18 protein-coding genes are annotated in these 21,669 nt (G+C 52.6%); 2 read left to right on the top strand and 16 right to left on the bottom strand.

Annotation, left to right across the window (positions count from 1 at the left end; all coding sequences use genetic code 11):
* Positions 1-57: 57 nt before the first annotated feature.
* Together AC1ROR_RS16845 and AC1ROR_RS16850 are read right to left on the bottom strand one after the other, a co-directional pair.
* Positions 58-1,728: an HAD-IIIA family hydrolase gene (locus AC1ROR_RS16845; RefSeq protein WP_498590111.1), complete on the bottom strand. Its 1,671-nt coding sequence runs from the start codon at positions 1,726-1,728 to the stop codon at positions 58-60.
* Between the two features lie 115 nt (positions 1,729-1,843).
* On the bottom strand, positions 1,844-4,099 hold the full coding sequence (locus tag AC1ROR_RS16850) for a hypothetical protein (RefSeq protein ID WP_498590112.1): 2,256 nt from the start codon (positions 4,097-4,099) through the stop codon (positions 1,844-1,846).
* Positions 4,100-4,830: 731 nt separating this feature from the next.
* On the opposite strand from AC1ROR_RS16850, the gene rfaE1 reads away from it, so the two are divergent.
* Positions 4,831-6,288, top strand: a complete 1,458-nt coding sequence (gene rfaE1, locus AC1ROR_RS16855; RefSeq protein ID WP_498590113.1) for a D-glycero-beta-D-manno-heptose-7-phosphate kinase — start codon at positions 4,831-4,833, stop codon at positions 6,286-6,288.
* 482 nt (positions 6,289-6,770) lie between these two features.
* On the top strand, positions 6,771-8,024 hold the full coding sequence (locus AC1ROR_RS16860; protein WP_498590114.1) for a TylF/MycF/NovP-related O-methyltransferase: 1,254 nt from the start codon (positions 6,771-6,773) through the stop codon (positions 8,022-8,024).
* Positions 8,025-8,368: 344 nt separating this feature from the next.
* Here the strand turns inward: AC1ROR_RS16860 and AC1ROR_RS16865 are convergent, their stop codons facing one another.
* From AC1ROR_RS16865 to AC1ROR_RS16930, 14 genes are all read right to left on the bottom strand, one after another.
* Positions 8,369-9,319 (bottom strand): glycosyltransferase family 2 protein, encoded by a 951-nt coding sequence (locus tag AC1ROR_RS16865; RefSeq protein ID WP_035224748.1) that lies wholly within the window; start codon positions 9,317-9,319, stop codon positions 8,369-8,371.
* Positions 9,316-9,696, bottom strand: coding sequence for a GtrA family protein (locus AC1ROR_RS16870; protein WP_498590115.1), 381 nt, complete (start codon positions 9,694-9,696; stop codon positions 9,316-9,318). The genes AC1ROR_RS16865 and AC1ROR_RS16870 overlap by 4 nt, the downstream gene beginning before the upstream one ends.
* 17 nt (positions 9,697-9,713) lie before the next feature.
* Positions 9,714-10,625 (bottom strand): transketolase family protein, encoded by a 912-nt coding sequence (locus AC1ROR_RS16875; protein WP_498590116.1) that lies wholly within the window; start codon positions 10,623-10,625, stop codon positions 9,714-9,716.
* Complete coding sequence (locus AC1ROR_RS16880) at positions 10,625-11,437, bottom strand: transketolase (protein ID WP_498590117.1); 813 nt, start codon at positions 11,435-11,437, stop codon at positions 10,625-10,627. The genes AC1ROR_RS16875 and AC1ROR_RS16880 overlap by 1 nt, the downstream gene beginning before the upstream one ends.
* Positions 11,434-12,513 (bottom strand): NAD-dependent epimerase/dehydratase family protein, encoded by a 1,080-nt coding sequence (locus AC1ROR_RS16885; RefSeq protein ID WP_498590118.1) that lies wholly within the window; start codon positions 12,511-12,513, stop codon positions 11,434-11,436. Before AC1ROR_RS16885 ends, AC1ROR_RS16880 begins: the two co-directional genes overlap by 4 nt.
* Complete coding sequence (locus AC1ROR_RS16890; RefSeq protein WP_498590119.1) at positions 12,497-13,384, bottom strand: phosphotransferase; 888 nt, start codon at positions 13,382-13,384, stop codon at positions 12,497-12,499. Before AC1ROR_RS16890 ends, AC1ROR_RS16885 begins: the two co-directional genes overlap by 17 nt.
* A complete protein-coding gene (locus AC1ROR_RS16895) occupies positions 13,377-14,330 on the bottom strand; it encodes a sulfotransferase family protein (RefSeq protein ID WP_498590120.1) in 954 nt (317 codons plus the stop codon). The genes AC1ROR_RS16890 and AC1ROR_RS16895 overlap by 8 nt, the downstream gene beginning before the upstream one ends.
* A gap of 214 nt (positions 14,331-14,544) precedes the next feature.
* Positions 14,545-15,633, bottom strand: coding sequence for a CDP-glucose 4,6-dehydratase (gene rfbG / locus AC1ROR_RS16900; protein ID WP_308400463.1), 1,089 nt, complete (start codon positions 15,631-15,633; stop codon positions 14,545-14,547).
* Positions 15,615-16,391: a glucose-1-phosphate cytidylyltransferase gene (rfbF, locus tag AC1ROR_RS16905; RefSeq protein WP_035224761.1), complete on the bottom strand. Its 777-nt coding sequence runs from the start codon at positions 16,389-16,391 to the stop codon at positions 15,615-15,617. The genes rfbG and rfbF overlap by 19 nt, the downstream gene beginning before the upstream one ends.
* Positions 16,392-16,651: 260 nt before the next feature.
* The gene (locus AC1ROR_RS16910) at positions 16,652-17,548 is read right to left on the bottom strand and encodes a MurR/RpiR family transcriptional regulator (RefSeq protein WP_137039717.1); all 897 of its coding nucleotides are present in this window, start codon (positions 17,546-17,548) and stop codon (positions 16,652-16,654) included.
* A 97-nt stretch (positions 17,549-17,645) separates the two neighbouring features.
* Positions 17,646-18,608, bottom strand: coding sequence for an ABC transporter substrate-binding protein (locus AC1ROR_RS16915; RefSeq protein ID WP_498590121.1), 963 nt, complete (start codon positions 18,606-18,608; stop codon positions 17,646-17,648).
* Between the two features lie 7 nt (positions 18,609-18,615).
* Positions 18,616-19,656 (bottom strand): FecCD family ABC transporter permease, encoded by a 1,041-nt coding sequence (locus tag AC1ROR_RS16920; RefSeq protein ID WP_498590123.1) that lies wholly within the window; start codon positions 19,654-19,656, stop codon positions 18,616-18,618.
* On the bottom strand, positions 19,653-20,690 hold the full coding sequence (locus tag AC1ROR_RS16925) for a FecCD family ABC transporter permease (protein ID WP_498590124.1): 1,038 nt from the start codon (positions 20,688-20,690) through the stop codon (positions 19,653-19,655). Before AC1ROR_RS16925 ends, AC1ROR_RS16920 begins: the two co-directional genes overlap by 4 nt.
* Before the next feature lie 5 nt (positions 20,691-20,695).
* The gene (locus AC1ROR_RS16930) at positions 20,696-21,508 is read right to left on the bottom strand and encodes an ABC transporter ATP-binding protein (protein WP_498590125.1); all 813 of its coding nucleotides are present in this window, start codon (positions 21,506-21,508) and stop codon (positions 20,696-20,698) included.
* Positions 21,509-21,669: the final 161 nt, after the last annotated feature.

Consider the following 21,669-nt stretch of genomic DNA (forward strand, 5'->3'; position numbering starts at 1 on the left):
TCCCCCCTCACGCTTTAGATGTCGAATTCACTGCCACAAAAGAACGAGCTGTTCCGCTTATAGTCGTAGTGATTTGACGAAATCCAAAAGATTGTCACCAGAGAAGAGATGGCCTTTCACGCCGGCTTTTTCCGCTGCCATAATATCAGTATCCTTGTCTCCGATTAGAATGCTGTCCCGTTGCAGGATGGGCCATTCGTCCATGATACTGAATAGCATACCCGCGGACGGCTTTCGCCACGCATGCTCACCCCTGAAAGCTTCGTGTTTTGCGTCGGGATGAAAAGGGCAGAATCGGACATCGTCGATTCTTGCTCCTTCTGCTTTCAGTAAATTCTCAATGTGGGCATGAACGAGGGTATAGTCGTCGACATCGTAAAAGCCGCGGCCGATACCCGATTGATTTGTAACAATGAACACAAGATATTGTTTTTCGTTTAGATATTTTATTGCTTCGGCAGCACCAGGAATGAGCTGTATCTCATCCGAGGACTTCACATAGCCCGTGTCATAGTTGACAACCCCATCACGGTCCAGGAAGACTGCAGGCTTTGCACCATTCGGTCGACTGAAATAGCGATGCATCTCCTCGATGCTGCAAACAATATGATATAGGCTGGAGGCCGGAGCGGCCTCGTCTATAAATGTTCCATCGTCTTTGATCCTGTCTTTCCAAAGCCCTTTAATGGGAACATCAAGGAAGCTTTTCAGGCCGATGGCTGCGTCTGCGACTTTCTGGAAAGCATGATCTCTGGTCTCAGGATCGGCCGCGATGTCAGTCATTGCCAGCCACGCCTTAATTCGCTCCGTCTGCTGCCAAAGTCTAGACCCTCGATCGTGAGGTGTTAAGTCGTCAAGTATAGAGTTGAACGGGAACCCATTTTCATTGATCCCGCGTGCTTCACCAATTTCCACCAGTCTTTTGGCGGCAGTGATCGCATCTTTTCTTCCCCTCAGGCGTGCCCATCTCATCAAAAGCCAAGCCCATTCAAACTGATGTCCGGGCTCAACAAGTCTTCCGTCCAATCCGGGCATCGGGTTCCATTCTGCGTCGAAGAACTCTCTTAACGCGCCATTCGGACCGATGAAGCGGCTTAGAGCCAGTTCGGCAATTTCGTCCGCAACTTGTCCCCACAATTCGCTGCCGCTCGACGGCATATAGTCGAGCCATGCCAGACAAGCCTCAAGGAGGTGCATATGTGGGTTTGAGCGTAATGGCAATTTGCGCGGTATGGCTTCTTCGAAGCCAGCGCGGGGATGTTTCCAGCCCGCAATCATGGCCTGAAGACAAGTCAGCGCCTGACGCTCGATAGTCGCGCGATTATCCGAATTCGTATCGCAGGCCGCCCAAAGCCCAAACAGCGCGAACGCGTGATCGTAAAGATCGAACGCGTCAATATTTTCCTGTCCCGTTAAATCTATGACGGACTTCATGCTTCCATCAAGTTTGAAGCATTTCTGCGTCATGAATGTCCAACCGTGATCGACGAACCATCGGCCGTCGCTCGGCCAACCCATTCGCACGGCCGCGGAAAAGCTGTAGATTTGCCGCCCGGTGACACGAGTGCGCCGGCCAGCGTCGATTGCCTTTCCGGTAAGATCAATCTTTTCGTGAAAACCGCCACCTTGACGATCGCAGCCTTCGCTTCCCCACAGAGGAAGGGCGTGTTCGAACAACCAAGTCTTTAGATCGTCATATTCTGTTTTTGCATTTGAAAAACCGGACATTTTATCTCCACATGACCTTCTAAAGGCGAAAAACTCGATCTGCGCCTGAGAACACACTCCAAGCCCGATCATCTAGGAACAATTTTGTTGGGCAAATCGTTCCTTGACTATAACGCTACCCGCAAGGTGATGGTTTGATCTGTAAAGATTGAATGCCAATCATGGTCTTGCGCGCGCGGTAACTTGCCTTCAGTCTCTCAAACCAAGGCATATCCGCTGCAGTCTGGCTGACCGTCATATACATCACGTTCCCTTGCCAATCGTCTTTGCCTATCCGAGCGATAAAGCTAGCGCTCGCCGTATTGCCCTCAATTGGCCATACAGTCTGCGTGGAGCCCACTTTAAGAAAGAGTTGCGTATTTCGGTTCGAGCGGTCTGTCCTGTTAATCAATTGCGCTTCCACGCTCAGGCAAATCTCGCTCTGACGCAAATCGAACAGTGGTAGTGCAATCTTGCCTTCGCTTGTTTTCAAATACCCACCCACTTCGTCCACATGCCAGACTCTGTCCTCGCCGTAAAGCATCATACGATCATCGGTTTTTCTGAAATCCAGTGCCAAAGTGTTTGCACAACCAGATGGACGCGACGTACTGGCGCGCTCCCAGAGTTGCCTCAGCGAATCTTCATGACGTAGCACCCAAAGAGATCCATCTGGTACTGGGAGTTGGTCATAGGCGCGCTTTTCGACAACGATGTCGGTGAAGCCCATGCATGCCGCATTCCGATCCCATCCTGCCTTCAGCGGCTCTCCGATATGTATATTCCCGAGCTTTGATGCCACTTGCGCAGTTACGGACCCATAACTCCAGCGCGGCATCTCGTTGGCATTGGTTGTCGGAAAGACAATTGGCAGCAGAAGATGCTGGTATGGAGCGAAGTTCTTGATATCAGGAACTTCGGGAAAGTTTGCATATGGCAACTGCAGAACAACGGTCTCCGGTGTGGCTTCCATCTTGCTTACGAGAGTTTGCGCCGATTGGAGGTTGAGTGCAGACTCAGTCCTTATGGATCGATAATATTGGGCCCAATAGTCGTATCTGCCAATCCCGTTGAAGCCGACGATCACGATCAATGCAACCACGACCGCAAATGTGCTCTTGAAAGCATATTTGATGAAGCCGTAAAGCAAAATGATCGCAAACAGGTTCATGAATGGACTGATCCTGTTCTGGGATCGAAGAGCTGGTGTAATGAATTCACTGAACAGGAACCCGTAACCAAACGGGACGGCGAACAATATAATGAAGAGTATGGCGACGGCGCTCAGATCCAAAACGGCCTTGGCTTTTCTGTCGTTTTCAAACCAGCGTTTTACGAATCCGCCAGACGAGAGCGGCACAAGAAAAGGCGCCGCAAGTGCGAATAGAGTGACGAACGGTCCTGAGAACGCGTCAAACCCTTCGATAACCTGCCTCCACTCGGCATAGGCGGAGATAGTACCCGATTGAAATGGCATTAATGGATTGTAGCGGTTGTTTGAATACTCCAGCGCGGCATCGGCGATGCGTAACGCCGCAGCTGGTTGATCGAAAGCCGATCGTGTTGGTGAAAAAACGGCCGGGTCCAGTAATATCTGAGGATAGACGATAAACATGCCGATGGAGAAAATTATAATAGAAACGATAATAACCGCCACCGCGCGATAGGGCAGTTCAATCGTTCCTGTGAGGATTTTATAGAAAAGTAAGAATGAAAATATCGCAAGAAAGAAAAACGTATAATATACGCCTGAAAACAATACGATAAAAAGACAGAGTGATGGCAATAAATAGAACTGGATGGCGTATATAAATTTATTTTTTGAACGTGTTATCGAGTCCTTGGCCAGCAGGGTGAATATAAGAAGAACGGCGAGAGCGACGGCGTAATCTGCATAAAGAAAATTATGTCCGGTCAAACGTTGTACGTAAGCGAAGAACGCGGTGCAGAAGGCCAATAGGGCCGATTGCATCGGGCTCCCCGTCAGGGAAAGAAAAAGCAAATAACTAGTGCAAAAACCTAGAGTTGCGGCGGCGATATGAAAGGCGGTCCAGATTTCGAAGGGCGAATGGTAAAATTGTGCAAGTGCCTTGATGAGGAACAATTGCGTGAAATCGAATGTTGGAAAATAAGAAAAATTCAGACCGTCTGGAAATGCCAGAAACGGTATATTGACAAATCCTTCGCCGAGAATCGCAGACTTCGAAAAAAGCAATAAAAACAAGGCGTCGCCCTGAACGTCAGGAGGGCTGCCAAAAGCTACTCTCCAAAAACCCGCCGCTGCCAGCGTTCCCCATATCCCAATTAGAGCCCAAGCAATGGCCCATGTTACGGGGCGCTCATGAGCAAAAAATTCAAGCCATCGGCAAAGTTTTTGAATGAACAGTCGCATCGTTTCCGCAAAGGCTTGATTTTATAGAACCTGACTTTCGTTATCGTAGCAGGTCATTCAAAGCAAGGTTGGCGGTGCCGATCATCTGCAATTACACCGGGTCTATCGCAAGTCGGTTCAGCGGTGCGTGCATCGCTCTAGTGTTCCATTATCAGGTGCCCGTGCCATGAGCCATTTTCCGTCGTCATATCTGAGGTCGAAGTAACATCCATCGGCCGATGGTTGATGTTGGCCCGGGAACCATTTCTCGGTGTCTATTCCTTTTTCATTTTTACGTAGACGCGTTTTCCAGTGATCCTGAATACGGTATTGCCGTCATCGCCGGGGTAGTCGCGTGAATGCCTGAGCTTCTTCAGTTTGCAAAAATGCTCTAGCCGTTCCCGAAAGTGACAGTTTCCTGATATTTCTAAGGCAAGGCAACGAGTATGGCTGAAACCAGGCGCAGAGCCCGCAAAGGGAGTTTTCCGAGCGCGTGTCGGTAAGGTGTCGAGGAACCAATCAGAGCTCCTTTCCCCTCCTGTCCACGCTGTTGGGGTTGTTGAGCCAGCACCTCGAACCGTGAGTTGATCATCAGAATCGAGCTTCGTGAAAGCTTGTGACGTTCTTTCTTGAAACTTCCATTGTTCCGCGATACACGCTCGGCCGTGAACGTTATTCGAGGCGAAGATTCGAGCGGAATAACAATGCACCAATCTCAAAGATCGTATCGGCGGTTGATAGGTGAAGGTTCGATGTCTGTAATAGAAAAGTTTGATTCCGCCAAGATTCTCTGCCTGGGAGACGTTATGCTGGACCGGTTCGTATCCGGTGTTGTCAAGCGTATATCTCCTGAAAGTCCGATCCCGATTTTATCCGAAGAGAAGATAGACGTTTTTGCGGGCGGAGCTGCCAATGTTGCTCGCAACATCTCTTCCTTGGGGGGGCGTTGTACCATCGTAGGAGTTGTCGGTAACGATAAGGCAGCCGACACTATTCGGGAATTGTTGGAAACTGACGATCGAATTTTGCCCAGGCTGGTGGTTGCTAAAGATAGGCCAACCAGTGAAAAGACTCGCTTTGTGACCAACGGTCAGCATTTGTTGCGTGTTGATAGCGAGGTCTCTGTCGACATAGATGAAGGCACGGAAAACGAGATTTTCAACGTCATTGATGGCTTCATGGGTAATCATGACGTGCTCATCCTCTCCGACTACGCGAAAGGTGTGCTGACCAAAGGCGTGCTCACGCGTATAATCTCTCTGGCGCGGGCCAGAAACGTACCCGTTATTGTCGATCCCAAGTCCAAGGATTTTTCTCGTTACAGTGGATCAACCCTTTTGACGCCGAACTCTACAGAGACGCGGGTCGCGACCGGTATTGATCCGCTCGATGATGAATCAGCGATTATTGCCGGCCAGGAGATATTGAAGTCGCTGGATCTTGAGCATGTCCTTATAACACGTGCGGAAAAGGGTATGACATTGGTGGGCCAAACGGACCCCGTCGTGCATATTTCTGCTGCTGCACGCGAAGTGTCTGATGTCGTTGGTGCAGGAGACACTGTTATCGCCACCCTGTCGCTGGTCATGGCCTGTGGAGGAAGCGTGGAGCTGGCAGCCCATGTCGCAAATACGGCTGCGGGAATTGTGGTTGGCAAGCGTGGAACTGCAACAACTACGCGATCGGAACTTATGGAGGAGTTGGCTAAGGAAAGCGATACAGGGCACACGCCTTCGTCTGTAAAAGTGCTCTCCTGGGAGGAAGCAAAAGTCGTATCGCGATCCTGGCAAAATGACGGGCTCAAGGTAGGCTTCACAAATGGGTGTTTTGATATTCTTCATGTGGGTCACACTTCAATCTTGGATTTCGCAAGATCCCACTGCGACCGGCTGATTGTTGGCGTAAATGCGGACGCGTCGATACGCAGATTGAAAGGGCCTGAGCGCCCTATAAACTCCCAAGATGACCGTGCGAACCTGTTGTCTGCCTTGGCCGTGGTTGATGCTGTTGTGATCTTTGATCACGATACGCCGAAAGAGCTTATCGACTTTCTCGAGCCGTCGTTGCTTGTCAAAGGCGCCGACTACAAAATTGATGAAATTGTCGGAGCGGAATCCGTGCTTGCAAGAGGGGGGGAAGTGTTGCGTTTTGAGCTTCTCCCTGGCAAGTCCACAACTGGAATAATCAAACGCGCGCGAACATTAAAGTGATGCGTGAATAGCCCAGAGGGTCATAAATACGCTCGGGTTAGATTTTCGGCTACTTCTCGAACTCGACGCGACACGGCTTCCCGTTCTCAATGTGTTTGCCTTTCGGATTGTAAAACATTTTGATTTTGTCATGCGTTATATCCAGCTCTGAGTTTGCTCCATCGTCGTTTTGACGTGCTCCCCGGATTTGACAGGGCGCGTCGTCTGCATGACTTGAATTAAATGGTCTTCGGTAAACCCAACGAGGGTCGGAGGCAATGGCACGCGAATTGGCAGCTGGTGCTTTCGCTGTTGATTTTCCACGGCAGTGTGGTTGTCAGACTATGCGGATGCGCATAGGTTAGACAAGGATGCAACGCGTGATATGTATTCTTCATTAGACAACTTTTACGCGAAATATAGCCTATAGTGCAGGTTGGCCATGATTGCGAGCCAAAACTATAGTGACTGCATAACGAATATAAGCGCTTGGTGGAATAAGAATGAAGTTTGTTTCGAATTGGTTGAAAAAGTTTTCCAATACCTCTCGCGATTCGGAGTTTGGCGATGCTTGGCCCCGCGATCTTCGTTCGGCTGTACCGCAGCGATACTCTATGAATTATAAAATGTATAAGAATAGGGGAAATGCGCTTCCTCTAAAAAATCTAGTGAGCGGTTTTATTCATAATGAACAAGTGAATAAAGGCGATATGAACCGATTTTTTACTTTTTGTCTTGTGCATGACCAAATAAGGAAAGAGGGTATTGCTGGCGATATTGCTGAACTCGGTGTTTATAAAGGGAATACATCTTACATATTGGCAAATTTTGCTAAGGATCTCGGGCGAACAGCTTATCTATTTGATACGTTCGAGGGATTTGATTCGAGAGATATCAAAGGTATTGACTCATCTATTCCGATGCAGTTTTCCGATACGAGTCTCGAAACGGTCCGTGACTTCGTTGGTGACAACAATACGGTTTATGTAAAAGGATATTTCCCGGAGTCGGCTGCGCAAATCCCGGACAATCTAAAATTTTGCCTAGTGCATCTTGATTGTGACCTTTACAGTCCAATAATGAGCGCGTTGAGCTATTTCTACCCAAGAATGGCGGAGGGCGGATTTATAGTTTTGCATGATTATTCGAGCTTGCATTGGGACGGAGCCGAGAATGCAGCCGACGAATTTTTTTCCGATAAACCAGAGTGCTTGATACCATTAGCGGATAGCTGCGGTAGCGTGATTGTTCGAAAGGCGCGGACATCCGATAAATTCGAAAATTGGCGAATTAAGAGGCTCCGGGACTCTTCAGTCGGCTCCTGGGTTCCTACGCAACTTTTAAAAACTTATTTGAGAGATGGCTGGGGTGATGTGGAAGACTGGGGGGTGTGGGGCGTTGGGGAGAGCCATACGATGTCCGTTATAATCCCCTTTCGGCCCCAAACGGATATCAGATTAATTTTTGATGTCGATGCTGTTTTGCTTGGCAAACAGGTGGAGCAGAAAGTCACGGTTTTGTTGGAAGGTGCCGAGATTGCCGAGTGGACTTTTACGTCTGAACATCAGCGCGGGAAACGGGAATTAATTATTCCTTTCCATATGCTTCAAGGACACCGAAATGCTGAGTCTCCACCAGCACTTTTTGTTGAATTCAGGCCTGAGTCATTTACACCTCCAAATGTTTTGGATGCATCGAACAGGGACACCCGGGCGCTTGGACTTGGGCTTCATAGTTTTAAGATAGAGACTGAATAGAAACTCGGTAGTTTATTCATACACAAGCATCCTGCCCTGCGACGCTCAGGCCCTAGCCTAGGGGCTCTGAGCCTGCGGAATTGGAATCCCCTGGGATTTTTGAGGCTAAACGTTCGAAAACCGGAAGCTGAAGTTCTCGGCCCGATCACGGCGAAGAACTGTTTTTCCCTCTGCCACGCTAACCGTATGCGTACCCGCTCAAAGATGAATGCGACTTGCGCTTCTGAAAATTTCGAGGCCCTTATTGAATTTTTTCTTCTTCCCATCAGGCACCACAAACCGAAAATCCCAGCTCCAAACGGCCCAATTTATCGTTGATATGACAGGTTCAGATCAATTATTTCTCAATCGCTCGTTCGAGTAGCGTCAAAATTTATGCGCTCCGCCTCAACCACAAGTGGTAGACTTCGCACCTGAGTCTGAATCGCGCCGATATATTCTCCGAGCATGCCGAGAAAAATCATCTGGACGGCACCAAAGAAAAATATACCGATCAAAATTGGCGCTAGGCCAATGTCAAATGAGTTCCACATAACCAGTTTCGCAACAAAGTAGCCGAATGCAACCAACAGGCTTAGGCACGCGAGAGCAAATCCGGAAAGCGTCATGAGACGCAAAGGAACCTTTGAGTGTTTCGTGATCCCGAGCATCGCCATGTCATATAGCGAATAAAAATTCTGACTGGTTACGCCGCGTGCTCGTCTCGGCTGCTTAAATGGAACAGTCGCAATCGGATAGCCAATTTCGCATACGAGCCCCCGGAAATACGGGTATGGGTCATTCATTTGTTTGAGGATATCGATGACTGCGCGGTCAAATAGTCCGGACCCCGTCGCGTTCTGGATAAGAGGCACCTCGGAGATTCTGCCTACGGCTGAATAATACAGCTTTCGAACGGCAAACATGACGGACGACTCGTCACTGACGGGTTTTACCGCCATAACGGTCTTGAAACCATCTTCCCACTTTTTCACGAACTCGGCGATCATTTCTGGTGGATCCTGAAGGTCGGAAGCTATCAAGACCGCCGCGTCTCCGGAAGCTTGCAGAAGAGCATGAAAAGAGGAGCGGATATAACCGAAATTTCTGCTGTTCACGATAACGCGTAAATTCTTGTCGTTCTTCGCTCTGGAACGAAGAATCGCCACGGTATTGTCTTTCGAACAATTGTCTATGCAAAGGTGTTCGTAGTCATATGGCAATTTCGCCATAGTGGCGGCTATGCGTTCGCACAGCTCAACGACATTTTCCTCTTCGTTAAAGAGAGGAGTTACTATGCTGATCTTTTTTCTCATGGGGAAAATACATAACGCCGATTTAGGAGGAAAGATAAAATTGCCAAGGGCAATAGAAGCAGCAAGCCAGCAAACCACGCAGGCACATCGAAATGAACGAGAAGACTTACCCCTGAGATATTCAGCAGATATAAGAACAAATACACGCCGACAAAGCGAAGCAACAACGCATTATTCCGGGATTCAAATACAAATGCACCTATGCTTTTGAAATTGAACAACGTTCCGAGAATTGTGGAGGCTGCGACTGCTGCCGTATAGTGTAATCCGATCCAGAGACTGGCGACGTATATCGTGTATCCAAAGATTGTATTGATGACGCCAACTATCAAGAATTTTACTATCCTGATATCGAATTGATACGGTTTGGCTGGCATGTCGTCGTTTCCTGATCTTACCAGCCGGTTTCTGTGATCGTTATACCCGCAACTTGCCGCAAATATTCCTGCGTACCGGATGTGCTGATGAAAGTATTGGGAACGGCAATTCGTTTCACGAGAGGGATTTGTGCCAGTTCGCCACATGCGCACAGATCGCTTAAAGCTTCGACAATCGAACTTCCAAAGCCACCATTGAGCTGATGCTCCTCGACGGTGACAATCCTTTGAAATCGCTGCGCCATATCAATGAGAACGTCTTTTTTGTAACCTCCTACAAAAGGCGCACTCCAAAATGCCCAATCACGACCGCTATCTTTCATCTCTTGAAGAATTGGAGCGCCAACAGCTCCCGTTGCCAAAACCAGAGTTTCAGACCCTTCTCTCACAGATATGAACTCACCCGGGACGAAGGACAGGGGAGTGTTGGGATCGTGCAGATGGATTTCTCCGGACTTATTTAATCTGATATAGCCCGGCCCCTTATGCTTCGTCATGAAAACGGCGGCCGCGCGCGCTTCCAATGCGTCAGCCGGCGCGCAGATTGTCATGCCCGGCAGAGCGCGCATCATTGCCAAATCTTCTGTCGTGTGGTGCGAGACGCCTTGTGATCCGTAAGCATAACCGGCGCCTACGGCCACAACTTTTACATTGGCTTCATGATAGCAGACATCGTAGCGGATCTGTTCCATACAGCGGAGCGTTGGGAAATTGCCGATGGAATAGGTGAAAACATTGTATCCTTCGCGGGCTAAGCCTACGGCAACCTGCGTCATATTCTGTTCGGCTATGCCGGCATTCAAAAAACGGTCGGGATAACGCTGCGCGAAAGGCTCAAGAACCGAGTAACCCAGATCACCGCACAAAAGGAATACGTCGTCGTTCTCTTCGGCAAGGTCACAAAGCGTGTTGATAAAACTGTTACGCATCAAACAGACTCCAACTCTTCACGCGCTTTCACGACGTCGGCAGCCGATGGAGAGCGATAGTGCCAAGCAAGATCGTTTTCCATGAAGCCTACACCTTTTCCTTTCACCGTATGCGCGATAACGCATTTTGGTTTGCCATCACGGCTTGCCTTGAAGCGACTTAAAAGCTCCAACAGGTCGGTGGTCGAATGTCCGTCCACTTCCTCTACCTCCCAGTTGAAAGCGCGGAATTTATCCGCCAGAGGTTCAAGATTCATCACGTCGCATACCCTGCCGAAGCTTTGTATCTTGTTGTAGTCAATGATTGCGACAAGATTGTCGAGGTGATTATGAGCGGCAAACATGATCGCCTCCCAATTCGAGCCTTCATCCAGCTCTCCGTCGCTCAATATGGCAAAAACGCTATTCGCGCGCTTCAAACGCTTTCCAGCAAGAGCACTACCGCAGGCCACACCGAGTGCATGACCGAGGCTACCTGTGGACAATTCAACCCCCGGCAGGTTGTGGTTGATATGTGATGTGAAATAGCTGCCGTTTTCCGTAAACTCACGCAGGAGGTCTTTACCCGCAAAGAAGCCCTTGAGTTCCAGCATGGCATAGAGCGCGGTGCATGCGTGACCTTTGCTATAGAACAAGCGGTCCCGGTTCGGGTTGTCCACGGCATCGGCCGACACGTTCAGAACGCGTCCATAAAGTACCGCGAGAATGTCGGCAACGGAGAAGGCGCCGCCAATATGAGACGTGCGCTTGAGGCTGCAGAGCTCCAGCACCCGCAACCGAACCTGTTTTGCATATGTCGAAAGGTCAGTCATGGCTGTTTCCTGCTCGCAATAATTGGCTTATACCATTCCATAGTGCGCGTTAAGGCGTCGTCCAACGATACTCGTATTGAAAGACCAAGCTCAGTGCGCGTGACATGGGTTTCGGGGACATAGAGATCCGGAGCGGCACCTTTTACGGTCTGACCGAGAATTTGAACTTTTGATTGGTTCAAGCCCGCTATTCGAGCAATCGCTTGCGCAAGCGCCGCAATTGAGACTGGATCGTCTGATCCGACATTGTACGCTTTGCCCGCCTGTCCTCGAACCAAAATTGCGATTAGCCACTCCACAAGATCGGTCGCATACATATATGAACGTATCGCTTTCCCGTCACCCTTTATCGTTATAGGGAGATCCAGCATGGCATCACGCATAAAATTCCCGGCAGCGAATTGGGCGTCCAGTTCGAGATAGGGACCAATCTGAGCGAAAATACGGGCGGATTTGCAGGCGAAACCGTATTGCTGCCCGTAGGTATTGCCTAACCATTCGGTATTGATCTTACCCAATCCATATGCCGAGCTGGTTGAGGACACATCGGCAGACACGGCTGATGTCTCCGAAAATCGATCCCTCTGGCCGGTGTCGCGGCCATAAACTGCGCCGGAAGATAGTAACAAAACTTTGGTGGCGCCACTGTCACGAGCAAGATCGAGAACGCGGCGTGTGCCTTGCACAGTGACGTCAAACACATCAAGCGGAGAGTTTACGGCGATTACGTCCGTGGCCGCGTGAATGATATGCGTAAAGCGAGGATTTTCGATATGAAATTCGCGCACATCACCTTGTATGAATGATAGCGCGGAATCATTGGCCAGATTAGGGTATAATTTCGCGAAACGGTCGGGATCGCGACTGAGTATTACCGCCTGCATGCCAAGATTCATATGTGTGTTCGCATAGCTAATAGCTTCGAGTAGCCAGCGACCTATATAACCGGTGCCTCCGGTGATAAACAGGCGTGCATCTTGCAGAGTCTCGAAGTCGCTCCTAGCGTCCACTATCAGCGTTTTAAGATCATGTCTTGTTGCGCCCTGCGACGCAATGCCATCAATTGTCGCAGTCAAGTTTTATCACTTCCGTTAAGCGTTGATCGAAACTGATTGCATTTGCTCTATAGCTACCATTCCGTACGGATAATATAGATTTTAACAGTATGACTGCGGTCATTATTGCGACTTCGTTTTTTTTCCCTAGACATGTATGCCCAAGTTGTTCCGGTAGCAGCCATTTTCTGTTTTCAAAAAACGTAAGCCAATAAAGATAATCGTATCCGGCAACTCCCCAGAATGCGTCCTCCCAGTCGACAACGACAGGTCCCATATCGTCAGATCGGATGTTTGCAGGGCTCAAATCGCCGTGGCAAATCTGACGTTCCCAAGCGGGAGCAGATGAAAGAAGCAAATCAAGACAATTTTGGACCTGCTCCGTTATTCTCCCCGAAATCAGCCGTTCCTGTGAAAGCGTCGCCAAGGCAGCGTTCGCTTCGGAAAGTAACAAATCGAAACTTTCCGACGAAGGTATCGCTATCTCGCTCTCTATTGGGGAAAGCGCCCTTTCGTAACAAGACACGATATCACGTACCGCCTCTGGATGAAGCGGATAGCCGGGCTGAAGAACCTTCATATTCAACCAGGTCCGGGTTTCTTGCCCCGATGTCACGGAATTCAAACCCGCGTCTACGCGTGCCCCTGCCGTTGCCACGAGAAAAGCAGCCTCGCGCTCAAGGGTAGAGCGTCCCGCAGGGGTGGCGTAAGTTTTAAAGAACCTTTTCTGTCCGAGTAATTCCCCTGTGAAGCAGAGCCCGAGCGTGCCACCGTCGACGACCTCAATTTTCACCAAGTGGGCCCCAAAAATTCTTTGGAGCCCGGACATCAAATCCTCTTTCAACGGATTGAAAGTATTTGCGGCACTAAGGTGCCGCAACTTGCTAAGCACCGTAATAGTCCTTGAGGTAGCTGATCTTGTCGAAACCGAAATGACGTGCAAGGGCCATAGAACCGTGGGCGATCTGTGCTTTTTCCGCGCCCGTCAGTTCGTTGATGATTGCCTCGTTATATTCCTCTGTGCTCTTAAGCACCGTGCCCCAGGGGGCAATATTGTCCTTGATCTCGACGCCGTTCCAGCTGGGGTAAAGCATCGTTTCGCTGAAGGGTACGTCTATGAATTCAGAGACTTGCTTCATGAATTCCACCTTATCGGCCACAAGATCTTCATAGCGGAATATACGTACGTTCCGAGGATGCATCTTGGCGTACATCTCGACGGTGGAGTGATAGATGTTCCAGGTGATCAGGTATTTGCTGAGCGGCTGAGGGAAGGGGCGGCGCTTGGTGTCGCGGTATGCTGAGAATGGGTTTCTAACGATGTGAATGATGCGGACATCCGGAAAATCGCGCACGATACGATCGGCGTCGATACCGATTGCTGGAGAATATCCAACATAAGTCATATCTTCGCGCTGCTTGGTGTAGTAGTTTTTCCAAGCTTTGAAGGTTGCCCTGAAAAATGCTTCGATAACCTTGGCCCGGGGATAGAACGGTGCATCGCCCAGGATTTCCTCAAAAATGGCCAGACGATCCGCCTCGACCATATCCAGGTCGGCATCCTTGAACTTTGAACCATTTCTTTTACGAAGGAAGGTCTTGGCCTCTTCGTCAATCATATGCTCATAAAGTTCATAGGGGCGTGCGCCTTCGGGGAATTCAGGGTAACGATACTGTACGCGCTCGACCGAAGCTAGAAAGTCGTTGAAGTTGCGGCTGCCCAGCTGAGATTCAAAGGGATAAACCAGCAGATCCGGGTGCCCGTCGAGGTGCCGGTGCGTAACATTGCCTCCGTGCTCGAAACCCGCAGAAATCATGACAAACTTGAAGTGGCTCATATAATATCGATCCTTTTTCGTCTTTGAGCGAGCAAAGACAGTTGATGAATGCCGTTGCCTTGCGGTCTGGCTTTAGCGCCATTTTCGCGAAAATGCACCGGGAATGTTTAAGTTTGCGCTGTGCAAGCTCAATTGCGCTTTTGGAGGACGCTTACGGTTCCTGTTGGCCTGTTAAACAGCAAGCATTCTGAACGGAAAATACGGCCTCTCATTTTTACCTTGCTATGGCTGCTTGATACTCTCTTATTTGTGCAATGGTAGCATTCCTTTCGGACTGCCCCTCGGCAACGGCCTTGCTCCAATCCACAATATATTGAAGTGCACGATCCAGACGAAGTTCAGGGTGCCAAGCAAGACGACTACGCGCTTTCGAAATATCGAGTTTCAAAAAATGAGCTTCGTGCGGATGATTTCCAACATCGCAGGACCAGCTTGCCTCGTTGCCCCACAACTCTGCCATGCGCTCTGTGATCCATGATACGGGTTTTGCATCATCGTCATTAGGTCCGAAATTCCAGGCTTCTGCGAATTCATCTCCATGTTCGAAGAGATTTTCCGCGAGGACGAGGTAACCACGAAGCGATTCAAGAACATGCTGCCAAGGGCGAATCGCTTGCGGATTCCGGATAGAAGCCGGTACTCCCTGCGAGAACGCATATACAATATCTGGGATGAGGCGGTCCTTTGCCCAGTCTCCGCCGCCGATAACGTTGCCGGCCCGTGCAGTCCCCACGGCGACACGATGACCATTTGACGGTGTTGTAAAGTACGATCTGCGATAGGCTGCAGTCACAAGCTCCGCGCATGCTTTGCTGCTGCTATAGGGATCGTACCCGCCCATGGGTTCGTTTTCTCGATACCCCCAAGGCCATTCTCGATTTTCGTAGCATTTGTCCGTTGTTACATTGACGACGGCCCTGATCTTCTGGCTCTCGCGAACCGCCTCAAGCAAATTCACAACGCCCATGACGTTCGTCGAAAATGTTTCCACGGGATTTACATAGGAATATCGCACCAAAGGCTGTGCGGCCATATGAATTACAATTTCAGGGTCTGCTGTTCGCATCGCATTTTTCAACGCCTCCAGATCCCGTATGTCCCCAATAAGTGAGGTCATTCCGTCAGCCGCGCCTGTCGCTTCAAACAGAGAGGGGTTGGTCGGCGGGGGCAGCGCAAACCCTGTAACATGTGCGCCCAAATTTTGTAGCCAAAGAGATAGCCAGCTTCCCTTGAAGCCCGTGTGCCCGGTGAGCAGGACGCGTTTACCGCGCCAGAACGAGATATTCACTCCCAGATCCTCCAAGGAGCTTTCCCACGGGCCCAAAGATCCTCAAGGAGATGTTTATCCCTGAGTGTATCCATCGGCTGCCAAAAGCCGGTGTGCTCATATGCGAACAATTTTCCCTGAGTGGCGAGACTTTCGAGCGGCGCGTGTTCCCAGGGTGTGTTATCGCCCTCAATGAAATCGACAACTTTTGGAGACAGAACAAAAAAGCCGCCATTTATCATTCCGCCATCCCCTTTGGGCTTTTCCTTAAAGGATGTAATGCGCTGATCCGACTGTATGTCCAGAGCGCCAAATCTTGCCGGCGGGTATGTTGCTGTAAGCGTTGCCAAACCACCATGGCGCTTATGAAAATCGACAAGCTCCCTGATATTTACATCGCTAACGCCGTCGCCATAAGTAAAACAGAAGGCTTCTTCGTCATTTAAATAGGGGGAAACGCGTTTAAGGCGGCCACCCGTCATAGTGGCTTCGCCGGTTTCAACAAGCGTGACGCGCCAAGGCTCGGCATGTTGCTGATGAACTTCCATGCTGTTAGTCTTCATGTCGAATGTCACATCGGACATGTGTAGGAAGTAATTGGCGAAGTACTCTTTAATCAAGTAGCCTTTATAACCCAGGCATATGATGAAGTCATTGATGCCGTGTGACGAATAGATTTTCATGATGTGCCATAGAATTGGCTTTCCACCAATTTCCACCATCGGCTTGGGCTTGAGGTGGGTTTCTTCAGATATTCTGGTGCCGAGGCCTCCAGCGAGAATAACAGCTTTCATTCTAAACGACCTCAGCCATGCAATATTTTGACAAACATTCAAGCGTGCTTAGTGTTCTTAACCCTATAGCTCGACTGCTGCGGAAGAGGCGTGCGTTAGATTGTTTGCCATCCAATCGCTCCCCGTTCAGCTCTGTCGACCACCTTGGGCGCCAAATACCTTCTTACGATTCGGGTATAAAGCCGGACTGAATGGGTTGCAAATTATTCAAATGAATAAGTTGAGAGTCTCAACAGCAAGAGCCGGCTTTTCGGAGGCTGTTATACCCGCTTATGCGGCCTGATAGATGTCCGCAACTCCACCAGCCGCTCCAGCGTCTCAAGGCTTCGCTCGGGGCAGGCGGCGGAGAGGGCCAGGGCCATGGTTTCCATGGCAACGAAGGTTGGGGCGTGGAGCGCGACCCCTTCCGTTTTGGCGCGGGGCAGGAACAGGCAGGCGTTGGCGTGCTTTTTGAGCACGCTGTCTTCCTGGCCAAGCAGCATAATGATCGGGATGTCGAGGCGGCCAGCCTCGGCTATGGCGGTCTGGGCTTCGCGGTGGGCGCGGCCGTGCAGGAGCATGATGAGGACGTGGCCATTTTCAAGCTCGAGCAGCTGTTCGGCAAGCGCGATGCCGGTGGCGTTGAGCGCATAGGAATGCACGCCGGAGCGTTGGAACAGTCTTGCCGCATAGGTGGCGATGATGCCGGAGGCGCCGATGCCGAGCACGCCGATGCCGCGCGCTTGCGACAGAAGTCGCACGGCCGCGGCCATGGCTTCGCGGTTTTCAGCGCTTGAAAGCATCTCCAGCGTGTTCTTTTGATTGTCGAGCACGAAATCTATCGCTGCATCGCAGTTGCCGGATATGGATTTTGTCGTCGCGGCCATTTTTTCGACGGGCGAATCCGTCACACCCAGATAGGCCTCCAGCGTTTCCTTGAGATCGACCAGCCCCTGGAAGCCCAGCGCCTGTATGGCGCGGATGACGGTCGCATCGGATGTATTGGTCTCGAAGCCGATTTCCAGCGCCGATTTGGCGAGAACGGCATGGCGGTGGCCGTCAATATATTCGGCAACCGCAAGCAGGCCCGGCGACAGGCGGTCGCGGCGCTTGCGCAGCTGCTCACCGAAACGGTCGGTGCGCCGAAGCCTTGATGTATGCGTTTCGCCAGCCGGCATGGATTCTTCCGTGAAGCTGAGTTTTCTACTCTTCTTCACGAATTAGCAGCGTGCCAAGCCGGGAGGCAAGCGCTTTTGTCCGCGATGGTCGGTGCCGTCACTTTTCGTGCGCTGGCCGCACCGTCAAATGTGACTGGACGGCGGAGACCATGAGGCTGAGCGCGGCATAGGAGTTGGAAATCGCTTCCTCGCGCGGCAGGAGAATGTAACGGCCGTTGCGGCAGGCCTGAAGAAAGCTGCAGAAACCCGGCATCACGGCTTCCATCATGTCGATTTCCGCCTGCGGCGAAGCGCCGGTATCGGAACGATAGGGATCGAAGATGACATCGGCATCGAGTTCCGGCAGGCGTTCGGCGCTGATCTCGATACGGTCGCCATCCGGAATGGCGTCGATGATGGTGGGGAAACGAAACCCTGCGTCCCGCAGCACACGCCCGAGCGCGCGATAGGTGTGGTAGACGCTGATCTTGCCGTTGAGCGGCTGGAACACAGAAACCGTGATGGCGCCGGTATCGACCGATGCCTTCAGCGCCTCGATCTGTGCGCGGTAACGCCTGTCCAGAACTGCCAGCCGCTCCTGCGTGCCGGTCAGCTCGGCCAGCACCTTGTAAATATGCGGCGCGCCGTCTTTGTTATTGTCGATGGCGACGGTGGGGGCGATCTGCGCCAGTTTTTCAACGGGGGTGGGGCGATCCGGTTCGGTCAGGATGAGATCGGGCTTGAGGGCGATAATCGCCTCCAGATCGGCATTGATGGAGCCGATATAGGCAATGTCGCTATTGTCGAAATCAACACCGGTCAGAATGGCGCTGGAGCGCAGATAGGGTTTGCCGTCCGCGCCCATGCGGCCATGGCTACCCACCGGCGTCACGCCCAGTTCGATCAGCGGAATGGTGAGGTCTATATCGTGCAGCGTCACGATGCGTTTTGGTTTTGCCGGAATGGAAACGCTGCGGCCGAGGTCGTCGGTAAAGCTTCGGCTGGTCTCTTCGGCTTGAGCCGTGGCTGTGCCGAGGAGAAAAGCGGCGGCCGGGAGAAGGGCGAGAAGTGTTTTGCGCATGGGGGACCTATAGGCGATGCCGGTGAAACCAGAGAAGAGCAAGCAGCGTGGGTGCGCCGACGGCGGAAAGAACGAGGCCGGTCGGCAGCTCCAGCGGTGAAAAGGCGGTTCGGGCGATGGTGTCGGAGGCTGCGACCAGAATTGCGCCTGTCAGGCCTGCGCTCATGACAAGCCCGGGATAGGAGCTACCGGGCAACAGAAGCCGGGCGATATGCGGACCGATCAGGCCGACAAAACCGATGCTGCCGGTGAAGGAAACGCAGGATGCGGTGAGGCTGACGGCAAGCGTGACATGAAGCACCGAAAGGAGGCGGCTATGGACGCCAAGTGCCGTCGCCGCATGATCGCCGAGCGCCTGCACGTCGGCAGCGCGCGCCGTCAGGAGCAGAAGGCCAAGGGCGATGACGAGGATGGCGGATAGGATGGAAACGGCGGTCCAGCTTGCGCCCTGCAAGTTGCCAGCCATCCAGATCATCGCTGTCTGCAAATTGCGAATATCGAGTGATGCCATGAGGATAAGCAGCAAAGCTGATAAAAGCCATGAAAAGCCGATGCCGGTCAGAACGAAGCGCAGGCGCGAGGTTGCGCCGGAGAGCATCAGAACGATTGCGGCACTTGCCATGCCGCCGGCAATACCCGCGACGGGGCGCAACATGACCGGCAGGGAAGGCAGCAGGAACAGGCAGCCCAGCACGGCAAGGGATGCGCCTTCGCGCACGCCGAGCAGGCCGGGATCGGCAAGGCCGTTGCGGGTCGTGGCCTGCATGATGGCGCCGGCAATGCCGAGCATGGCGCCGGCCACCATCGCAAGCGCCAGACGCGAGAGCCGGAAGTCGAGAACCACGACCGCGTCGGTCATGGCGGGATCGGTGTTGGTTGCGGTGATAAGCGACCACAGGGCGGAGGCGGGGATATGCTGGCTGCCGACGCTGAGCGACCACAGGGCGACAAGCATGAGGCAGAGGAAAAGCGCCAGCAGAATGGTGAGCCGCGACGGCATGAAACGGAGGGAAAAGCGTCCCAGTCGGAGAACCCGGTAGCGGTTCATTTCAGCACCCTGCGCACCAGCCAGAGAAACACCGGCGCGCCGACAAGGCCGGTCATCGCGCCGGTGGGCAGTTCTTTCGGCAGGAGAATGAGGCGGGCGGCAAGATCGGCGGCGATCAGGAGGACTGCGCCGCCGAGTGCTGCGATGGGTATGGCAAGCAGAAGCCGCCCCGTTTTCAGGCGCGCGACGAGCGGCGGCACCACCAGGCCGACGAAGCCGATGGGACCGACGACGGCGATGGCTGCGCCGCAGAACAGCGATATGGAGACAAGCGCCAGAAGCCGGGTCGAACGGACCGGTACGCCGAGCGCTGCGGCAGCGCTCTCGCCCAGCCCCAGAAGATCGAGCCGGGGAGCAACGGCGAAAGCGAGGATAAGCGCGATCATGGCCGCGGGCAGGGCGGCGGCGATGGTTGCCATGGAAACGCCGGCCGTATCGCCCACCAGCCAGAAACGCATCTGCTGCAATGTTTCCTCATTGAGAATGAGGATGGCGGAGGTGAGGGTTCCGGCAAGCGTGGAAAGCGCAATGCCGCAAAAGACGAGTTTTGCCGGCGTCAGCCCCTGCCGCCCGGCGGAGGCAAGGAGAAGCACGAGCGAGAAGCTGATGCCCGCGCCCGTCGCCGCCAGCAATGGGCGGAACAGCGGCGTTGCGATCAGCCCGAGCGGCATCACTGTCGCCAGAACGACGGCAAGGCTTGCCCCGGCATTCAAGCCCAGAATATGGGGTTCGCCAAGCGGATTTCGGAGCAGGGTTTGCAGCAGAAGCCCCGCTGTTCCAAGGCAGGCCCCGGCCTGCAGCCCAGCCAGCAAACGCGGCAGGCGCAGGCGCATCAGAACCTGCTGGTCGAAATTGCGGGCGTCATAAGCGAATATCAGGTCTTGCAGAACGTGCGGCGCAATGGGGCGCGGTCCGGTGGCCATATGCGCCAGCACCAGAAGCAGCAGGGCAAGCAGCAGGAGAAGTGCTGCCGCTAGTGTGCGGCCATAGGCTCGCTCTCTAAGGGCAAGAGTGTTTGCGCTGCTGGTACCCATAAGGTTCATGCCGCGCCGGCCCGTCCGGGCAGGGGAAGAAATACCGGTCGCGCCGTGACCGGATGCGTGAGCTGGGCAACTGCCATGTCGAAGACATCGGCAATGATGCCGGCATCGCACGCCGCTGCCGTTTCCAGCCGGTGCCGCAGCCGCCCGTCCTTCAGGAAAATGAGGTGATCGGCATATTGCAGGGCAAGATTGATGTCATGCAGCACCGCCACGATCGTGCGGTTGTGGCGGGTGACGAGGCCCGCCAGCATGTCCAGCACCTCTATCTGATGGTGCAGATCGAGGAAGGTCGTCGGCTCGTCGAGAAGAATTATATCCGTCTGCTGCGCCAGCGCCATGGCGATCCAGGCGCGCTGGCGCTGGCCGCCTGAAAGGCTGTCGACTGCTCTTCCCGCCAGTTCGGACATGCCGGTCACGGATAGCGCCTCTTCCACCGCGCGGGCGTCTTCCTCACTCCATTGCTTCAGAAATCCCTGATGCGGGTAGCGGCCGCGGGAGACGAGGTCGAAAACCGAAAGCCCCTCCGGCGTATGGTTCTGCTGCGCCAGCATGCCGAGCTTTTTCGCCACCTCCTTGGTCGGGTGGCGGAAGATATCGCTGCCGTCGAGAAGAATATGGCCCCGTGCGGGCCGGTGCAGGCGGGCAAGCGCGCTGAGAAGCGTGGATTTTCCGGAACCGTTCGGGCCAAGCAGAACGGTGAAGCGGTTCGGTGCGACATCGATGGACATGTCCGCAAGCACCGGCGTGTCGCCATAGGCAAGCTCGATTGCCTGCGCCGCAAGGCCTGTATCCGTGCTTATGGGTCTCATGCCGTCGTTCAAATTCGTCCCCGTCTGAATGCGTTGCCACCAGAATTATTGATGACTGTAGTAGTCAAGTATATAGCGTTCAAAAATGCGGTTTTTGCCGGTCGATTTGAACAAAAAGCGGCTGTCATGGGCTGAAATGACACGCCAGGAAGCGCGAATGC

The sequence above is a fragment of the Agrobacterium sp. GW821-FHT14E08 genome (genome assembly GCF_058803865.1).

Coding starts and splice junctions, on each gene's coding strand:
- AC1ROR_RS16845 (WP_498590111.1), bottom strand. CDS start 1,728: ATGTCCGGTTTTTCAAATGCAAAAACAGAATATGACGATCTAAAGACT.
- AC1ROR_RS16850 (WP_498590112.1), bottom strand. CDS start 4,099: ATGCGACTGTTCATTCAAAAACTTTGCCGATGGCTTGAATTTTTTGCT.
- rfaE1 (WP_498590113.1), top strand. CDS start 4,831: ATGTCTGTAATAGAAAAGTTTGATTCCGCCAAGATTCTCTGCCTGGGA.
- AC1ROR_RS16860 (WP_498590114.1), top strand. CDS start 6,771: ATGAAGTTTGTTTCGAATTGGTTGAAAAAGTTTTCCAATACCTCTCGC.
- AC1ROR_RS16865 (WP_035224748.1), bottom strand. CDS start 9,319: ATGAGAAAAAAGATCAGCATAGTAACTCCTCTCTTTAACGAAGAGGAA.
- AC1ROR_RS16870 (WP_498590115.1), bottom strand. CDS start 9,696: ATGCCAGCCAAACCGTATCAATTCGATATCAGGATAGTAAAATTCTTG.
- AC1ROR_RS16875 (WP_498590116.1), bottom strand. CDS start 10,625: ATGCGTAACAGTTTTATCAACACGCTTTGTGACCTTGCCGAAGAGAAC.
- AC1ROR_RS16880 (WP_498590117.1), bottom strand. CDS start 11,437: ATGACTGACCTTTCGACATATGCAAAACAGGTTCGGTTGCGGGTGCTG.
- AC1ROR_RS16895 (WP_498590120.1), bottom strand. CDS start 14,330: ATGAGCCACTTCAAGTTTGTCATGATTTCTGCGGGTTTCGAGCACGGA.
- rfbF (WP_035224761.1), bottom strand. CDS start 16,391: ATGAAAGCTGTTATTCTCGCTGGAGGCCTCGGCACCAGAATATCTGAA.
- AC1ROR_RS16910 (WP_137039717.1), bottom strand. CDS start 17,548: ATGCCGGCTGGCGAAACGCATACATCAAGGCTTCGGCGCACCGACCGT.
- AC1ROR_RS16915 (WP_498590121.1), bottom strand. CDS start 18,608: ATGCGCAAAACACTTCTCGCCCTTCTCCCGGCCGCCGCTTTTCTCCTC.
- AC1ROR_RS16920 (WP_498590123.1), bottom strand. CDS start 19,656: ATGAACCGCTACCGGGTTCTCCGACTGGGACGCTTTTCCCTCCGTTTC.
- AC1ROR_RS16925 (WP_498590124.1), bottom strand. CDS start 20,690: ATGGGTACCAGCAGCGCAAACACTCTTGCCCTTAGAGAGCGAGCCTAT.
- AC1ROR_RS16930 (WP_498590125.1), bottom strand. CDS start 21,508: ATGAGACCCATAAGCACGGATACAGGCCTTGCGGCGCAGGCAATCGAG.